Source organism: Paraburkholderia ribeironis, assembly GCF_900019265.1.
GTDB classification, from domain to species: Bacteria; Pseudomonadota; Gammaproteobacteria; order Burkholderiales; family Burkholderiaceae; genus Paraburkholderia; species Paraburkholderia ribeironis.
Map to the genome: position 1 here is coordinate 98,976 of NZ_CYGX02000007.1, position 16,489 is coordinate 115,464.

Genomic DNA, 16,489 nt, shown 5'->3' on the forward strand with positions numbered 1-16,489 from the left:
ATACAAGACGCCGCAACGCCCACATCATCATTGCGTTCAAGCTGCAGCGAACTCACCCGTCTCTTCCACTTTCGGCGCAACGACAGACGCGCCACGCCGCCCGGCAGACGCAGCGGCGAACCCTGCGGCACCGCTACCGCTTCCCGTCCGGAACACCGCCACCGCTGAGGACAGACGCCGCGCCTGCTCTTCCAGCGAGCTGGCCGCCGCCGCGGCCTGCTCGACCAGCGCGGCATTCTGCTGGGTCACCTCGTCCATCTGTGCGACCGCGAGGTTGACCTGATCGATTCCGCTGCTCTGTTCGATCGCGGCCGCCGCGATCTCGCCCATGATCGAACTCACGCGGGCAATCGCGCCGACGATCTCGGTCATCGTCGACCCCGAGCGTTCGACCAATTGCGAGCCGGCCTGCACCCGTGCGGTCGATGCATCGATCAAGCCCTTGATCTCCTTGGCCGCCGCCGCGCTGCGCTGCGCCAACGAGCGCACCTCGCTCGCCACCACCGCGAAGCCGCGCCCCTGCTCGCCCGCACGCGCCGCTTCGACTGCCGCGTTCAAGGCGAGAATATTGGTCTGAAACGCGATCCCTTCGATCACGCCGACGATATCACCGATGCGCCGCGAGTCGTCGACGATGCCGTGCATCGTGCCCACGACCTGCCCGGTAAGTTCGCCGCCCTGGGCAGCCAGGCTCGACGCGCCCTGCGCGAGCGAACTCGCCTGCTTCGCATTGTCCGCCGTCTGTTTGACCGTCGAGGTCAGCTGTTCGATGCTCGCCGCCGTCTCCTCGAGGGAAGCAGCCTGCTCCTCGGTACGTTGCGACAGGTCGGCATTGCCCGCCGCGATCTCGCTCACGCCGGTGTCGATCGATTCCGTGCCTTGACGCACGGTACTCACCGTCGCGATCAGCGAGTCCTGCATCTTGCGCAAGGCGGCCGCGAGACGCCCCATTTCATTGTCGCTGGTCACGTCGATCCGGCTCGTCAAGTCGCCGTTGGCGATCCGCTGAAACTGCGCGATGGTCGCGTCGACCGGACTGACGATCGCACGAACGAGCACCACGCGACCAAGCCACGAGCCGAGCAACGACACCACGATACCGACCGCCACCGCAATGGAGATCGCGTAGAACAGATCCTGTGCATCCTGATAGCGCAATGCGGCGTGGTCGAGCTGCCATTGTTCGAGCGCGAGCATCGCCTTTTCGTACGCGCTGTAGAGCGACGGCAGCTTGTGCGCCTGCAACTGCTGGAATGCATTCTTGTCGCCCGACTTGAGCGCAGCCAGCGCCGGATCGACACCCTCGTTCAGGAAGATGTCTCGTTTGGCCTGCATGTCCTTGATCAGACGCTGCTCGTCGGCATCGGTGCTGGCGCGGCTCAGATAGTGGGCAAGCCGATCGTTGGACGCCTTCTGATACTGGTCGAAGCGCTTGAGCACGGCATTCGCGCCATCCTGATCGCTCAGTTCGACCAGCGATGCATACGTCGCGAGCGCCAGACGCAGGCGCAACAGTTGTCCGGCGCTGCCTTCGAGGTCGGCTACCGCGGGTGTGTCGATGGTGTACATCTGCTGCAGCGACGCGTTGCTGGCACGCAGCGACAGCAGGCCGGCGGCGGCGCCGAGCAGCAGCACCACGCCGAAGAACGCGATCATCAGGGTAAGACTGGTGCGAATCGACAGATTTCTCAACATCGGGCTTGTCTCCAGGGGCTGCCTGACCGAATGTTCAGTAACGGCCTCGGCCACGCGCGCTGCGCCCAAACCCTTTCGGCCAGGTTCGCAACTGTGTGTTAAAAATTAAGCGAACACCACATAAAGGGACTACGGCGGGATCGCAGAAAACTTTATGGTGATCGCGCAGATGCCTGCGATACCTCAATATCTGGAAATCGGCGTCACGCCATTTACGCGCCCGTGCTTTTGCGAGACTCCTTGGGTTTCCGCTGTGCTGCGGCTGATGGAAAGTGGCGGGGCATGTGTCTTCGGAGCATTGCCATGTCGGAAGTCGGTTCGGCTCTTCTGGTGTTCGCCTTGTTGCTAATAGCGACTGGCCTCGGCGTGGCGGTGCGGCCGCTTCTGCCCGAAGAGCACAAGGCGCACGAAACCGTGCAGCTCGTTCAGCTGGTGATCGGCATGCTGGTGACGTTTGCCGCGTTGGTGCTCGGGCTGATGACGGCATCCGCGAAGTCGAGCTTCGATACCGCCTCGAACGATCTGCGCAGCTACGCGGCCAAACTGATCGAATTCGATACCACCATGCGGGAATTGGGCAGCGAGACCGACGAAGCCCGCCGCCTGCTGCGCCAGTACACGGCGGCGGCAATCGCGTCGACGTGGCCGCGCGAGCCGGCGCCCAGCGGGGACTATCCGCGGGATCTCGGCCCGTCGACCGATCCGCAGAAGCTCGAAAACGCGCAGCTCGGCGACATGCTGACAGCGGTGGGACGGCAGTTGCGGCAACTGCGCACGCATGATTCGTTACAGCAGCGCGCGCTCGAAGACGCGTTGACGCAATACCGCCGGGTCGTGGATGCGCGATGGAAGATCATCGAAGAAGCGCACAGTTCGATTTCGCGGCCCTTCCTCAAGACGCTGACGTTCTGGCTGTGCGTGATCTTTCTGAGCTTCGGATTGATCGCGCCGCGCAACACGCTGGCGCTCGTCACGATCACACTGGGCGCGGTGTCGATTGCTTCGGCGGTCTACGTGATCGTCGATCTGGATACGCCGTTTTCGGGGCCCATCGTGGTCGACAGTTCGCCGATGAGGGACGCGCTCACGCATCTGCGACGGTGAGCGCGCGAATGCGTTGGCGAAACGCGGTGTGGCGGCATCGAACATACTTCGTTCTGCCAACCTTGCTAACATAACCGATGCCAGCATTCGCGAGCCTGCCTTCAGAACACTCCTTGCCTCTTTAACAACATTTAACCGGGATAGGCAGGTATTCGCTGCTGGAATCCATGATCATTGATGGACCGGTCTGGTGAGGACTCCACTGGAGACGCAGCGTGCGATTGAGACACATTGAGGTACTGCTTGCGATCATGCGGGCAGGAACGATATCCAAGGCGGCCGAACTGTTGTGCATTTCGCAACCGGCCATGAGCAAGGCTTTGGCCCAAACCGAGCGCAGTCTGGGATTTCCGTTGTTCAAACGCGCTCACGGCCGGCTCGTGCCAACGCGTGAAGCTGAAATCCTCTTCGCCGAATCCCACAAGCTCCAGTCGGATATCGACAGCCTTCGAAGCCTTGCACGGAACCTGGCATCCCAGCCCCAGGGATATCTGCGCGTCGGTTGTCTGCCGAGTCTGGGCGTGAGCCTGATTCCCGAGGTGGTACAGCAGTTCCATATCTCACGGCCCGAGGTTTCACTCAGAATTCAAACCCGGCATACGACCGAACTGATAACGGCCCTTTTCACAAGGGATCTCGATATCGGAGTCGCGGTCGAACCGCCCATGAGGCCAGGAGTCACAGCGATCGAGCTGGGCCGCACTGCGCTGGTGTGCGTCGGACCGCCGGAGGACACCAGCCCGGAACCCATCGAGATGGCGGAGGTGGTCACGCGCAACTGGATCAGCATCGGCAGTGTTGATCCGCTTGGCGAGTTCATTCGACGGGAGCTTGAAACGTTGGGCCTGGACGGACACGTTGCCTCTATCGAAGCCCAGACCTGGTACGTTGCGCGCGCTCTCGCCGCACGGGGAATCGGCCTGACGTTAATCGATGAACTGAGCGCACGCACAGGCGCGGACCGCGTGTCGATCCGGCCCGTTCTGCCATCCCTGTCCATTGGTGTATATGCGCTCTGGCGCGACGGTGAGTTGGAATCCCAGGTAGGGAAGGCGTTTGTCGAAGTGTTGCGAGCGTCCGTTGCGAACTTGGGTGGAAGCGTTACTTCGTGACGGGCGCAGGTGGGTTTGAGTGGCGCATAACGCGGAGTTATACCCTCACAACTCAATTCATTTGCTGCGAGATGGTTGCGGCCGCACACTTTGGACAGTTACGGATCCCCAGGGAAAGGCTGGTCGCTTATGCGGGTATGTATCGTTGGTGCGGGCGTTGTTGGCTTGACCGGAGCGTATTTTCTCGCTCGCGAGGGCCATGACGTGACGGTTCTGGAGAGTGGGGAGGACGTTGCGCTCGGGGCCAGCTTTGCGAATGGTGCACAGCTCAGCTACAGCTACGTTGCTCCGCTTGCTGATCCTTCCGTGCTGCCGCATCTGCCGGCCTGGCTGCTCAGCAGTGACTCGGCGCTGCGATATGTTCCCCGCCCCGACGCCAGGCAGTGGCGCTGGTGTCTGGCGTTTCTGCGGGCGTGTCGCGCGGCGACGAGCAACAGGACTGCCCTGGAACTGCTGCAGCTTGGCGCTCTGAGCCGCGAAGCGTTGTACGACCTCGTCGAGCGGGAGTCAATCCGATTCGATCATGTGCAGAACGGAAAGCTCGTCGTCTACCGTGATGCCCACGCATTCGGGCTCGCGCGCAAGAAAACCGAGCTTCTGGCAAGGGGTGGAGCCAGTCAGTCGGCACTCGACCGCGACGGATGTCTTGCGGTTGAGCCGTCACTTGAGTTCGCGAGTGCGACGATTGTCGGCGGCATTCATACACCATCCGAAGAAGCGGGCGATTGCCTGCGGTTTTGCAGGGAGCTCACGAATGTGCTGCGGGATCGCTATGGCGTCAGGATCCATACTGGCGCCAGGGTGTTGGGGTGGGCCAGACAAGGACGGCGGGTTGTCGCCGCGCAGATCGCCGGGGACGATGTTCGCGCAGATGCATTTGTTCTTTCGGCGGGCACGGACAGTGCGAACCTGGCTGAAAAGCTCGGCTTACGCCTGCCCGTCTATCCGTTGACGGGTTACAGCCTTTCCGCGGCCGTCATTCCAGACCGCGCACCAGGCATCAATGTCACGGACCTGCACCGGAAGATCGTGTATGCGCGACTGGGAGAACAGTTGCGCGTAGCCGGCATGGTGGAAATTACGGGCGCCGATGAGTCACGACGTGATGCGCGGCTCGCAACGCTGATCCGTCACGTGAAGGAAGTCTTCCCCTTTGCCGCGGACTATGCCAGCGCACAGACCTGGTGTGGTCACCGGCCAGCGACACCCGACAGCAAACCTCTCGTCGGCGCTACACCGTACAGCAACTTCTGGTTGAACACAGGGCATGGTGCGCTGGGCTTCACGCTCGCGTGCGGAACCGCCCGACTGCTGGTTGAGGCGCTGCATGGTCGCCGAACGGCGGTTGATGGCGGCGCCTACGCATTGAGTCGGTTGTAGCAGGACAAGGAAGTAAGCCTTTTCGCAGGGTGAAATAAGCTGATCGACGCACGGTGCGTCGCTACATCAAACCATGGAGACACTATGAAACATCTGGCAACGCTGTCGGCGATTGTGACGGGATGCGCGCTGTTTGCCAACGCACAGGCACAGGATACGAGCGCCACGCTGCAAAAAATCCGGGATACCGGAGTCATCTCGCTTGGCATACGGGAATCGTCGGTGCCGTTTTCCTACTACGATAATCAGCAGCACACGATCGGCTACTCGCAGGACATTGCGCTGCGGATCGTCGACGAAGTCAAAAAGGAACTGAAGCTGAGCAAGCTGACCGTCAAGGAAACGCCGATTACTTCGCAGAACCGCATTCCTCTGGTTCAGAACGGCACGATCGACATCGAGTGTGGCTCGACGACTCACACCCGGGAGCGTGACAACCAGGTCGCCTTCACCAACAGTTTCTTCCAGTATGGCGTTCGCCTCATCACGAGGAAGGACTCCGGCGTGAAGGACTTCTCCGATCTCGCGGGCAAGACGGTGGTCACCACGGCGGGCACGTCAGAAGACCGTCTGCTGCGTGAGATGAACAATGCGAAGAAGATGAACATGCAGCTCATTTTCGCCAAGGACCATGCGGAGTCGTTTCTTGTCCTGAAGACTGGTCGGGCAGCCGCCTATGTGAATGACGAGCCGCTTCTGTACGGCGCGAGGGCGAGAGAGCAGGACCCGCAGGACTACGTGATCACTGGCACGCCGCCGATGTCCGAGGCCTACGGCTGCATGGTGCGCAAGGATGACCCCGTCTTCAAGAAGCTCGCCGACCGCGTGATTGCCGACATGCAAACTTCGGGCGAGACGGCGCGACTCTACACGAAGTGGTTTACCCAACCGATTCCACCCAAGGGATTCAACCTCGACTACCCGCTTTCTGCGGAGAACAAGGCGCTGTTTGCGCATCCGAACGATCAGGCGCTTGACTGACTGATCTCCGGCACGACGAAGAGCAGGTACGTCGTGCAGGGCGCTGCGGTCCCTGCAGTTCGCTGTGGTTCTTCGACCACACCGCAAGCCGCTGCGCCCGCCTCGAATAGTCCGGTGGCACAAACGCAACGTGCATGTACCCTGACGAAGGCCCAAGCGGACTCCAGAAAGTGAAAGACCAGCTTCGGCAATGGAAGCTGGCCCCGCGCGGATCGATCGCTAGAATCCGAAGGAGAGTGCCATCTCGTCAATGAGTGCCCGCTGGAAGGCAGCGAAGCGCTCGTTGGGCTGTTGCGCCATCACCAGATCACGCAACGGATCCGCAACCAAGCCGGCCTCGCCCGCGAGTTCTTCCACAATCGCGTGCCCGCAGAAAGGGACATACGCCTCGGAATATCCGCCTTCGTGAACCACGACCAGGCGTCCGTTGCTGTGACGGTTTGCCATGTCCATCATCATCCGCGTCATCTCGCGGTACGTGTCCGTGAGCAGCATCATCCGCGCGAGCGGGTCGACGAAACTGGCGTCGAGACCGCTGGCGACGATGATCAGTTCCGGTTTGAATGAATCCAGCGCCGGAACCACGATGCGCTTCATGGCGTAGAGGTACGTGTCGTGGCCGCCACCCGGCTGCAACGGGATGTTGATGTTATAGCCAAGGCCCTTTCCTTCGCCGCGGTCTTCCGCGCCGCTATAGCCAGGCGGGAAACAGCGGTCCTGATGCAGGGAGATCGTGAGCACGTCGTCGCGGCCATAATAGATGGTCTGTGTACCATTGCCATGGTGCACATCCCAATCGACAACGGCCACCCGCGAAACGCCAAATTTCTCCTTTGCCGCCTCGATCGCGATCGGGATGTTCGCGAGCACGCAGAATCCCATCGGCCGGTCGGGCAGGCAATGATGGCCCGGCGGGCGCGACAGCGAAAAGGCGTTGCGGGCGGTGCCGGCCAGCACCTGCGCGACTGCCGCCTTGGCAAGGCCGGCCGAGATCGCGGCAATCTCGTAACTTCCATGACCGAACGGCGCAAAGTCACCCAGATCGCCGCCGGCGGCATCACTCAGTTCCTTGAACGATCTGATGTAGTTCACGGTGTGCACCCGCAGAAGATCCTCCTCCGTAGCGGGCTGCGCACTTTGCATGTCTAGCCTGGCTGACAGACCCGATGCACAAACCAGCGACAGCAGCCGGCGCTTCGAGTCGGGGGACTCCGCGTAGCTGGCACTGTTAGGTGGTTGTACAAACCCTCCGACGGGCAGGATCAGGACCTGTTGCCCGCCTGTATGCCAGAAGGTTCGTTCGTCTGTCATAAATGCCGTCCTGCTCATGCTCGTCTCCTGATGTGGTATGTGAATTACGTGGAACGTGCCGGTGTCACGTACGGGTAACCGGTGAGGTGCGCCGGATCATCAGCAGGAGGCACACCAACGACCCAATGGTCAATGCGATGGCACTCAACTGCCCCGCTACTGCAGGCGCGACAAGCAGTATCAATGGCGTGATTGCAGCAAAGACAACCAGTGCCATCATGGTACTGAAAGGAATTTCGACAGGCTGCACAGCTTCGGACAGGATGTCCGTTGACATGACTTTCATGGCGGTGACCTCGAATTCGTGAAGATGGTGGCAAGCACCCAGTCAACCCGGAAGACAGGGATCAGAATACGTGGGAGATACCCAGCATCGCGCCACGCTGTGAAGCACCGTTAAGCGGAGTCGGGTCGTATTCGTAGACGGTCTGCGAGCTGGAGCCGCTGTTTCGCGCGTATCCGAGATTCAGGTAGACCGTCGTGCGCCTGGAGAAGGCGTATGTAGTGCTCAACACGAAGAGCGTCGGGTGGCCAACGGAGGCCACGTGCGATTGCGTGTGCCAGACACCGCCTGCCAGCGCGACCGCGGCGGTTATCTGATAACGTGCGCCAGCCCAGTAGACGGTTTTCACTGGCTCAAGGTCGCCGGTCTGCCGTTCGCCGCCAAGATACACGGTGACGGGATCGAACGCGTAGCGCACCGCCAGCGTGCCAATCGTTGTCTGCTGTGCCGACATGTCAACGCCCGCAGCGACCGTGCCGTGCTGCTGGTGGTAGACGGCACTGACGCCCAGCGACGCTCCCACGTACTCGCCGCCCGCCTCCAGAACCCGACCGGCCCGGGTATTGCCAGCGATGCCGCTCGTCGAAACCAGAGCCTCCCCGTTGAAACCCGCGACGACTGGTGACTTGTACTTGATCGCGTTGTCGATGAAGTTGCCCTCGAGCGGAATAAGTACGCCCTGGCCGCTGTAGGAAGCGTACAGAAACGGGTCGTAGAAGAGCGTCTTGTCGAACAGCACACTGAACTGCCTGCCCAGCGTGACCGTGCCGAACGACCCGCTCAGTCCCACATAGGCGCCGCGAAAGAACGCATAGCCCGGCACGGTCGAGGTGCCGTCGTTGAGGTTGAATCCCTGCTGCAACGTGAACAGCGCCTTCAACCCGCCGCCCAGGTCCTCCGTACCGGTCAGCCCGAATTCGGAAGGCAGGATACCGTAGTTCTGCAGACGCACTGCGCTATGCTTTCCGTCCGCGTTCGACAGGTATTCGATGCCCGCGTCGGTCCAGCCGTACAGCGTTATGTTCGACTGGGCGCAGGCGCTCGGACTGTCGACCACCGCCATTCCAATGCATGCCATTGACGCGGCTGCGAGCTGGTATTTCATTTTCATCGAGTGTCTCCAACCGCTCTGGATTTTTCTTTCTGGAACCGGCGTGGCGGTCATTGCCGCATTCATGCGCCGACTTGACAGACGTGGCGTCCGTAATGCAGTGTGGGTCGCCGCAAATGCGCGGGGAAGTCGTTCAAATGCAGGAGCCGATGAGCCCTGACAGTTCGTGGCCGACGGCCCTGCGGCTTCTCCTTGTATGTGTGATCAGGGCAGCCCCATTGACGACGCGACAGATCGTTCAAATGAACGAGGCCGGTGACATCGAAAGAACACCTTATTGGCAAGGTCGTGAAACCGTACGATGATCGCCGGCATGAAGCCTGCCGACGGGAGGCGAACGGTAGGAGAACTACATGAACAATGGCGAACGGACCGGCGCGGTCGACAGGACACGGGAATGGGGTGACGCCATCGTGCTGGACGGCGTGACGCCCGGATGCTGGCCGCTGCGGCATACGGAGTTCGATGGTCCTCCATCTTCCGGAAAGAGCGAGCGGCGCGAGTTCGGCCAGTTGCTGCTTGACCTGTATTCCCTCGCAGGTCAAACGGGAATCGGCGAATTCGAAAGTGCCTTCTTCGAACTGCTACACCAGCACCTGGCATTCGACGCGGCATGGACTGGCCGGGCCACGCACGCACCCGACTGGCCAGTGTTGCATTGCAGTTTCCTGCACCGGTTGCCCCGTTCCTTTTTCACCGACTGGAAATCGGTACGCGACCTCGACCCTCTCGCGAGGCGAACACTGGGCGCGTTCGGGAAGGCCGCCATCATTTCCATCGTTGCCCCCGATATCCCCAACGAGTTTCGCGATTGGGGCGCGAAGTACGGGCTCGCCCAGCTCATGTGCGTGTGCGCACTTGATCGTCGTTTCGGGCTCACCACCTTCCTGTCGGTGTACCGTCATTCACTGACGCAACCGTTCACGAACGATGAAGCGGATTTCGTCGAGAACTTCATTCCCCATCTCGCCGCTGCCATCGACCTGAACAGGTCCTTCCACATCACACGGACGCAGCATGCGTCGACCAGTTGTGCCGGCATCTGCGATCGCTTTGGCGTGCTGCACTACGCGGATGCGGGCTTCCATCACGTCGCGACTACAGAGTGGCCGGACTGGGATGGCAAGCGACTGCCGGTCGTGTTCACCGAGCATCTTCGTCGGCGCACCAATGAGCCTTACGTCGGCGTCCATATCAGCGTTCGAATTGCTCCCATCGCAGGTTTGTTCCAACTGGAAGCGGGGGCGCGTTCGCCCATCGATATCCTCAGTGCCCGGGAACTGGTTGTTCTGAGGCTCTGGGGCGAGGGACTCACCTACAAGCAGGTGGCCCAGAAGATGGCCATCTCACCGACCACGGTTCGACACCACCTGCGCAACGCATACAGGAAACTCGGCATGTCCAACAAGGCGCAGATCCTCCGGGTCCTCAATCTCGGCGGCCCGGTTTCCGTTGCCAGCGAATCCTGACACTTTGAGGTCGGCACGGCGTGATTGAACAGACGCGGCAGGACTATGTGGTGCCACTGATGTGCCGACTGCTGGGCGTTTCCGTCAGCGGCTATTACGCGTGACGCAAACGGCCGCTGTTGTTGCTGGCACAATAGGAGCCGCGTCTCGAAGCTGAAGTACTTGCAGCGCATCAGCGTACTCGCGAGAGTTTCGGTCCAGAGCGTTTGCAGAAATACCTCGACGGACACGGTGTGCGGGTCGGGGTTCACCGCATAAAACGGCTACGCAAAAAGCTCGGGCTGCGATGCAGGCAGAAACGCAAGTTCGAGGCGACGCATCATAGACTTGCGTTACCGTACTTTGCAATGCGATCCATATGGTTCGTTATGCTTATGAATGGAAACGCAGGATGACGATAGACTGCTGCTGCGAGTCGCTTCGCGAAGTCGATGGCCTTATCCAGAAAATTCTTTTGCCTGTTGGCTTCATCGCTCAGAACGTCCGAGACAGCCTGCAGCAAGGCCAGCTTCGCATCATCGAATCCCTGATAAAGCCATGCGTTGAACTCGACAAAAAGGTACGGCTTACCAGAAGAATCCTTTCCGCCCAACGCCGTGCCAATCATCTTCACGAGAGACGATTTACCAGTTCCCCAGCTTCCAGAAACCCCGATGGAGATTGGTTGACCGCCTGCGTCGTGAATCAACCCAGCCGCTGTCTCTGCTATCAAACTGAAATTTAATAGGTCGGACGTTGCCTCGACGTCGTGCCACATGCTGCCCCCGGGAGTTCGTTTGAGCATTTCTTCCGAGGATTGTAAGACATTGTGTCGCGGGCCACTCACTGGTAGTCAAATGGCCGAGGGTGAACTGGGCCGTAGAAAAGTTGGCTTCGTCAACTTCGTGGGGACAATGCCGTGGCCAAGGTGGGAAGAAAACCCCGCACCAACGCCGGCACTAGCTCAGCAGGGACAGAGAGAGCGCGCTTGACGCATGCACGCCTCGACAATCTAGTATTTACATCTCACAAAAGTGCTCCATAACGGCCGCGGAGAGGGTGAGAAGAAATCTGTAAACAAAAAGCCCACCCTCCAACGGAGAGCAGGCTTCTACCAACAAAAAAACTACTTAGTGTGTTTTAGAACGGTTAGCGGAACCATGTCATGTCAAATACCATATAACCTATTGATTATATTGACTTATCTACACATCAATTCATGACATGTCAAGTCTGAGAATGTCAAATACAGACTGGTGTGTTGCCTTTGGAAGCGCCCGCTAAGCGGGCGCTTCCGGTTTTTCGTACCTCACTTTTTAGGTATGTGGGCTGTATGTCTTTGTGGTTTTTGGGGGGGTGCGGGGGGGAGGCAAAAAATCGACCGCGACGAAGTTATCCACAGGCTGCGATGATTCAAACCACTCCCTCGTGGTTTGGTAATCGTACGCACGCCGGTCTCGCGGGTGCAGCGTTTACCTCGACGAGCCGACCCGCGTTTGCGTCGCGCTCGCTTCGCAGTCGGACACGCGAAGCTCACAGTCGGTAAGTATGGGAATCTCCGCGCCGGCTTGCATTAAGATGTGAGGAATTAACGCACAACAGATCGTCGAGCGCGCGTACCGGTATTAAGAGCGTGCTGCTTGAAATCGGGGGCAGCTTTGGACTTTTTTCACGATAACGCCCAACGCTTCATCTTCTTCGAATCAGAAAGCCCCGGTGTGGGGTTGCGCCGAGGTCAGGTCGGCGCTCTTCACGCGCTAGCCGCCCACTTCTGTGCTGACAGTGAGCCGGCCGTGGTATCGCTGCCAACTGGATACGGGAAAACTGCTGTGATGGCTGGTGCGTGCTTTACTTTGCGCGCTCGTCGCGTTTTAGTGATAGTACCCACGGCGGCCTTGCGGAAACAAGCCATGCGCTCCTTCCGCTCCCTCGATGTTCTCGTCAAGCATGGGACACTGCAATTGGAGCAAGGAACGCTTCCCGAGGTGGCCGTGATAGATGCGCGGGTGACTCGAACTGAAGACTGGCTAGCCCACTCGAATGCCGACGTGGTCGTAGCGACGCCGCATGCTGCTAGCCCTGAACTTCCGGACGTGGTGGCACCGCCGGATGGGTTCTTTGACCTGGTTCTGATGGATGAAGGGCATCACGCGCCTGCGAGGACCTGGGAACCATTTATTCGAATCCTGCCACGCGCGCGTCATGCCTTGTTTACTGCCACACCCTACCGGCTCGACGGCGTAAAGCTCCCCGGGCGACTGGTGTTCTACTACCCGCTCAAACGAGCCGTCGAGGAGAACGCATTCGGCAAGGTCAATTTCGAATCTGTTGCGATACCGCAATATGCCTCACGAGAGGAGATTGATGACGCTCTCGTAGCGCGAGCGGCTCAAATATTTGCGCGCGACCGCGCCATGGGGTATGAGCACCGCCTGCTCATCCGATGCGGGCGCATTGATGCGTCTGGTCCGTTGGCAGGAAAGTATGTCGCAGCCGGGTTGCGGGTCGAGAGTGTATCTAGCAAGCTAAGTCCTCGGGCAGTAGAAGCCATCGAAACACGGTTGCGCGAAGGAGAACTTGACGGCATTGTCTGTGTGGACATGTTTGGGGAAGGATATGACTTTCCGCAACTCAAAGTCGCAGTGCTGCACGACGCACACCGTTCGCTCGTGCCGACGTTGCAGTTTATCGGCCGCTTCGCCCGAACTAACGGTGTTCGAACCGGGGACGCAACGTTCATCGCAGCTCCTCAAGAGCTTGAATCCGAGAGCGACGAGCTCTATAAAAGCGGATTGCAGTGGGACCTGCTGATTGCCAACGTTGCCGACGCTCGTCAGCAACTCGCGTTACGAGCGGAAGAACACCTTCGGAGCTTTGAAGAAGGCCGCCGCCCTTCTGCCGATTACGACTCGGTCGATGCTCGTTACTTACTACTTCCGCAACACATCGCCGCGTATGTGGCGCAACAGCCTCCGGCCGGCGCCAACGAACTGGAAAAGATTGGCCCCCTCGAAGTCGTGAAGCATTGGGAATCGCACGAGCGAAACGCACATCTCTATTTGGCCCGTGAACTCGATGCCCCGGTGTGGTCTCGCGGCCGAGACATTATTGATGCGAAGCACGACCTGTTTCTCGTCAAATACTTCCCCGACACTCAGATACTGTTCATCACGACGACCCAGCGCAAAGAAAGGGTGTACTCGAGCCTTGTTGAGCAGCTCGTAGGGGGCAACGTGTCGACCATACCTTTCGCGCGACTTCGAAAAGTACTCAACGGACTGGAGCAGCAAGAGTTTTTCAGCATTGGTCTACGAAATACGAGTCCTGTCGCCACGACAGAAAGCTATCGTATTGTCGCTGGTAGCCAGGCGGACAGAGGCGTTCGCGACACAGACGGTGCGACTTACTGTCAAGGGCACTTCTTCGGAAGAGGAGAAATCGACGGCGAGTCGGAAGTCATAGGTGCCAGCAGTGGTGGACGAGTATGGTCTAACGGGAAGACTTCGCTACCTGACCTCCTGGACTGGATGGACACGTTACACGCGCGAATTTCAGCAGCTGTCGTATCCATCGGTCGCTCAGGTCTGGACCGCTTACCCTTTGGCGAAGGACTCACCGATATTCCGTTGGACACAGTGGCCGCCGATTGGTCTCGCGACACATATCGCGGCAATCCGACCGTCATCGTGGGTGACGATGAGCACCGACGCGGCTGTGCGTTGGACCTTTCCATCACCGGCATTCGAGTCAACGAAGATAGGCAGTCGCTGGAATTTTTGGTCGGTGACGACTTGATATCTCGGAGGATTACGTTTACTCCGCATCGCATCCCGCAATACTTCGCGAGCCCCGACCAGCCTTCCATCTTCGTTGAGTCTCGGGACGGGCGTCGGTCACGCGTAGAGGAATGGTTGAACGATGAGCCACTAGTTTTCTACACCGCCCATCTGAATACGTTTGTTGGGAACACACTCAACCGACGAGCACAAAGCCAGGGTGCAAGCATCGGCCGGCTGGAGGTCCTTGACTGGCAAGGCTGTGAGATTCGAGTAGAGTTTGACGTTAGAGACGACCAGCGTAGGACTGTCCAACGCCATCTTCGAGACCACCTGCTTGCTGAGCCGGATATCGACTTTGTTATTTACGACCATAGGTCGGGGGAAGCGGCCGACTTCATCGTCGGTAAGCGTAGTGGCGATAGTAGATACGATATTGGGTTGTTTCACTGCAAGGGTGCAGGAGGACCGCGCGCGAGCGGAGAACGCGTTGACGATGTGTACGAGCTGGTCGGACAAGCCGTCAAATCGGTCCGGTACCAAGTCCTGGACGAGTTCGTTCGCCACGTAAAGCGGCGCACACAAGCAAACCGAGGTGGTGGCCTCTCGCCGTTCCTTCGCGGGACTCGTGACGAAGCAATTGCAGTTCTAGAGTCGCTCCAACCAATCGACTTGCGCCTCACTGTGAACTGCGTGCAGCCCGGACTTTCCGCCGCAGCTTTGGACGCTAGATTGCGGATGATTATGGCCGCTGCGAACGACAGCGTGGCTGCACAACAAAGTTCACTTTCCTGGATGGTAAGCGCATGAATTATGTCGCGCCCCCCTCAGTTTGCTTTTGCCAGTTCCGTTACAAGCAGCTCGTTTCGCTAGAAGGGGCTCCCGTTCGCCAATGGCGCTTCGTAAGTCGTCGGTAAGAAACCAGGCCAGAACGAACCCTCTGTCCAAAGAGCAAAAGCCGTAGTCAGGTTGTCCGAGTATGATTGAGATTGGTCAGGCGTCAGCGATAGTTCCCCGAAAATCAATGAAACGAGAAATGGGCCATGCACCTCCGCCAGCTAAACGAGATTTTGAACAAGCGAGGATTGAGCAAACCGGACCTGGACGCACTTCGACCTAATATCGATGATTATCAGGTGCTCCTGTACCAGCCCCTGGGACGAGTATTCGGCTCGCCCACCCGGGTCGGGAACATGAATACAGACACAGCGTCAGAGCAGTGTTACGCAATGTGTCGAACTGCTGTGTCGGAGGGGGCGCAACTATTTGTGGCGCCTGAATACAGCTTTCCATGGCCTGCTCTTGGCCGCTGTCTCGATGAAGGAATAACTCCACCGCTTGGGGCGCTTTGGGTGCTTGGTTGCGAAAGCATTTCTTTCAATGAGCTCGAAGCATTCATTGCGGCATACAAGGACCGGCTTGAGACGATTCACGAGGACATTGCGCAACTCGACAGAGCAGGCAAGACCTTTCTCGACCCAGTCGTGTACCTTTTCCGCACCACGACTGCCGATGGCGCCGCCAAATTGGTTGCTGTTGTCCAATTCAAGACCCATCCGTCAATTGACCCGGAGCGGATTGAGGGCGACAACCTCTGTCTCGGTAAGACCGTCTATGTTCTCGGCGAAGTAGGCCTCACGACAAGACTTGTTACCTTCATTTGTTCCGACGTCTTCAAGGTGGACAACGCTTGTGCCGGAGAAGTTTATGACCGAGCGTTAATTCTGCATATACAACTAAACCCAAATCCGCGTGAGACGACTTATCTACAGTACCGTCGAATTCTCATGGGCCTGACGACGCATGAGACCGAGATTATTTGCCTCAATTGGTCTCAATCCGTCAAAGAGTGGGTAGATGACGGAAACAACCACGTAAAACTGAAGCGATGGCGCAATATTTCCGGAAGCGCGTGGTACTTGCGACCAGACAAATTTGACGGCACTGATTCCCGCATCGCGAGCAACCATCGTGCAGGTTTGTATTACACGTACCTCGCGCCAAAGTGGCATGCCCTATTCTTCAACTACTCGCGGAAGGCCTACCTTATAAAGACCTCGAAGGTATGGCACCGGAACGTCGCGGCAGTTCAGTCAAAACGCACTGGTCCGCGAGTCGTTCGCACCCTAACATGGAATTGGGGGGCGCAGTCTTGGTGTGAAGCCACGTCAGTGTGCGATGCATTTGTGCCCCTTCTATCGGGTTGGGGAGCGGCAACGCAACCACTTGTTGACTTGCACGAAGCCTCACCCCTCTACGTGGAGAGAATCCTAGCAGGCCGCGGAAAT

At 58.9% G+C, this 16,489-nt stretch carries 11 protein-coding genes and 2 pseudogenes; 8 read left to right on the forward strand and 5 right to left on the reverse strand.

Going from position 1 to position 16,489, the window contains the following annotated elements; all coding sequences use genetic code 11:
* Positions 1-36 precede the first annotated feature (36 nt).
* Complete coding sequence (locus BN2475_RS03070) at positions 37-1,695, reverse strand: methyl-accepting chemotaxis protein (RefSeq protein ID WP_094778103.1); 1,659 nt, start codon at positions 1,693-1,695, stop codon at positions 37-39.
* Between the two features lie 303 nt (positions 1,696-1,998).
* On the opposite strand from BN2475_RS03070, the gene BN2475_RS03075 reads away from it, so the two are divergent.
* The 4 genes from BN2475_RS03075 to BN2475_RS03090 all read left to right on the forward strand — a co-directional run bounded on the left by BN2475_RS03075 (position 1,999) and on the right by BN2475_RS03090 (position 6,272).
* The gene (locus BN2475_RS03075) at positions 1,999-2,799 is read left to right on the forward strand and encodes a bestrophin-like domain (RefSeq protein WP_094778104.1); all 801 of its coding nucleotides are present in this window, start codon (positions 1,999-2,001) and stop codon (positions 2,797-2,799) included.
* A gap of 215 nt (positions 2,800-3,014) precedes the next feature.
* A complete protein-coding gene (locus BN2475_RS03080; RefSeq protein WP_094778105.1) occupies positions 3,015-3,911 on the forward strand; it encodes a LysR family transcriptional regulator in 897 nt (298 codons plus the stop codon).
* Positions 3,912-4,040: 129 nt separating this feature from the next.
* A complete protein-coding gene (locus BN2475_RS03085; RefSeq protein WP_094778106.1) occupies positions 4,041-5,291 on the forward strand; it encodes a D-amino acid dehydrogenase in 1,251 nt (416 codons plus the stop codon).
* Positions 5,292-5,375: 84 nt separating this feature from the next.
* Complete coding sequence (locus BN2475_RS03090) at positions 5,376-6,272, forward strand: transporter substrate-binding domain-containing protein (RefSeq protein ID WP_094778107.1); 897 nt, start codon at positions 5,376-5,378, stop codon at positions 6,270-6,272.
* A gap of 219 nt (positions 6,273-6,491) precedes the next feature.
* Here the strand turns inward: BN2475_RS03090 and BN2475_RS03095 are convergent, their stop codons facing one another.
* The 3 genes and pseudogenes from BN2475_RS03095 to BN2475_RS03105 form a co-directional block, all read right to left on the reverse strand.
* Positions 6,492-7,601, reverse strand: a complete 1,110-nt coding sequence (locus BN2475_RS03095) for a class II histone deacetylase (protein ID WP_094778108.1) — start codon at positions 7,599-7,601, stop codon at positions 6,492-6,494.
* A gap of 121 nt (positions 7,602-7,722) precedes the next feature.
* Positions 7,723-7,869, reverse strand: a pseudogene (locus BN2475_RS36175) (MFS transporter); the annotation flags it as partial.
* A gap of 61 nt (positions 7,870-7,930) precedes the next feature.
* Positions 7,931-8,977, reverse strand: a complete 1,047-nt coding sequence (locus BN2475_RS03105) for a porin (protein ID WP_425435463.1) — start codon at positions 8,975-8,977, stop codon at positions 7,931-7,933.
* Between the two features lie 353 nt (positions 8,978-9,330).
* Between BN2475_RS03105 and BN2475_RS03110 the strand changes: the two genes are divergently transcribed.
* Both BN2475_RS03110 and BN2475_RS03115 read left to right on the forward strand, forming a co-directional pair.
* Positions 9,331-10,446: a helix-turn-helix transcriptional regulator gene (locus BN2475_RS03110; protein ID WP_094778110.1), complete on the forward strand. Its 1,116-nt coding sequence runs from the start codon at positions 9,331-9,333 to the stop codon at positions 10,444-10,446.
* Between the two features lie 11 nt (positions 10,447-10,457).
* Positions 10,458-10,763, forward strand: a pseudogene (locus BN2475_RS03115) (IS3 family transposase); the annotation flags it as partial.
* 2 nt (positions 10,764-10,765) lie between these two features.
* Here the strand turns inward: BN2475_RS03115 and BN2475_RS03120 are convergent.
* Positions 10,766-11,203 (reverse strand): P-loop NTPase fold protein, encoded by a 438-nt coding sequence (locus tag BN2475_RS03120; RefSeq protein WP_094778126.1) that lies wholly within the window; start codon positions 11,201-11,203, stop codon positions 10,766-10,768.
* An 862-nt stretch (positions 11,204-12,065) separates the two neighbouring features.
* On the opposite strand from BN2475_RS03120, the gene BN2475_RS03125 reads away from it, so the two are divergent.
* Both BN2475_RS03125 and BN2475_RS03130 read left to right on the forward strand, forming a co-directional pair.
* Positions 12,066-15,011, forward strand: coding sequence for a DEAD/DEAH box helicase (locus tag BN2475_RS03125; protein WP_094778111.1), 2,946 nt, complete (start codon positions 12,066-12,068; stop codon positions 15,009-15,011).
* Between the two features lie 233 nt (positions 15,012-15,244).
* Positions 15,245-16,489, forward strand: a 1,245-nt coding sequence (locus BN2475_RS03130; protein ID WP_094778112.1) for a hypothetical protein, incomplete at its 3' end; no start/stop codon positions are given.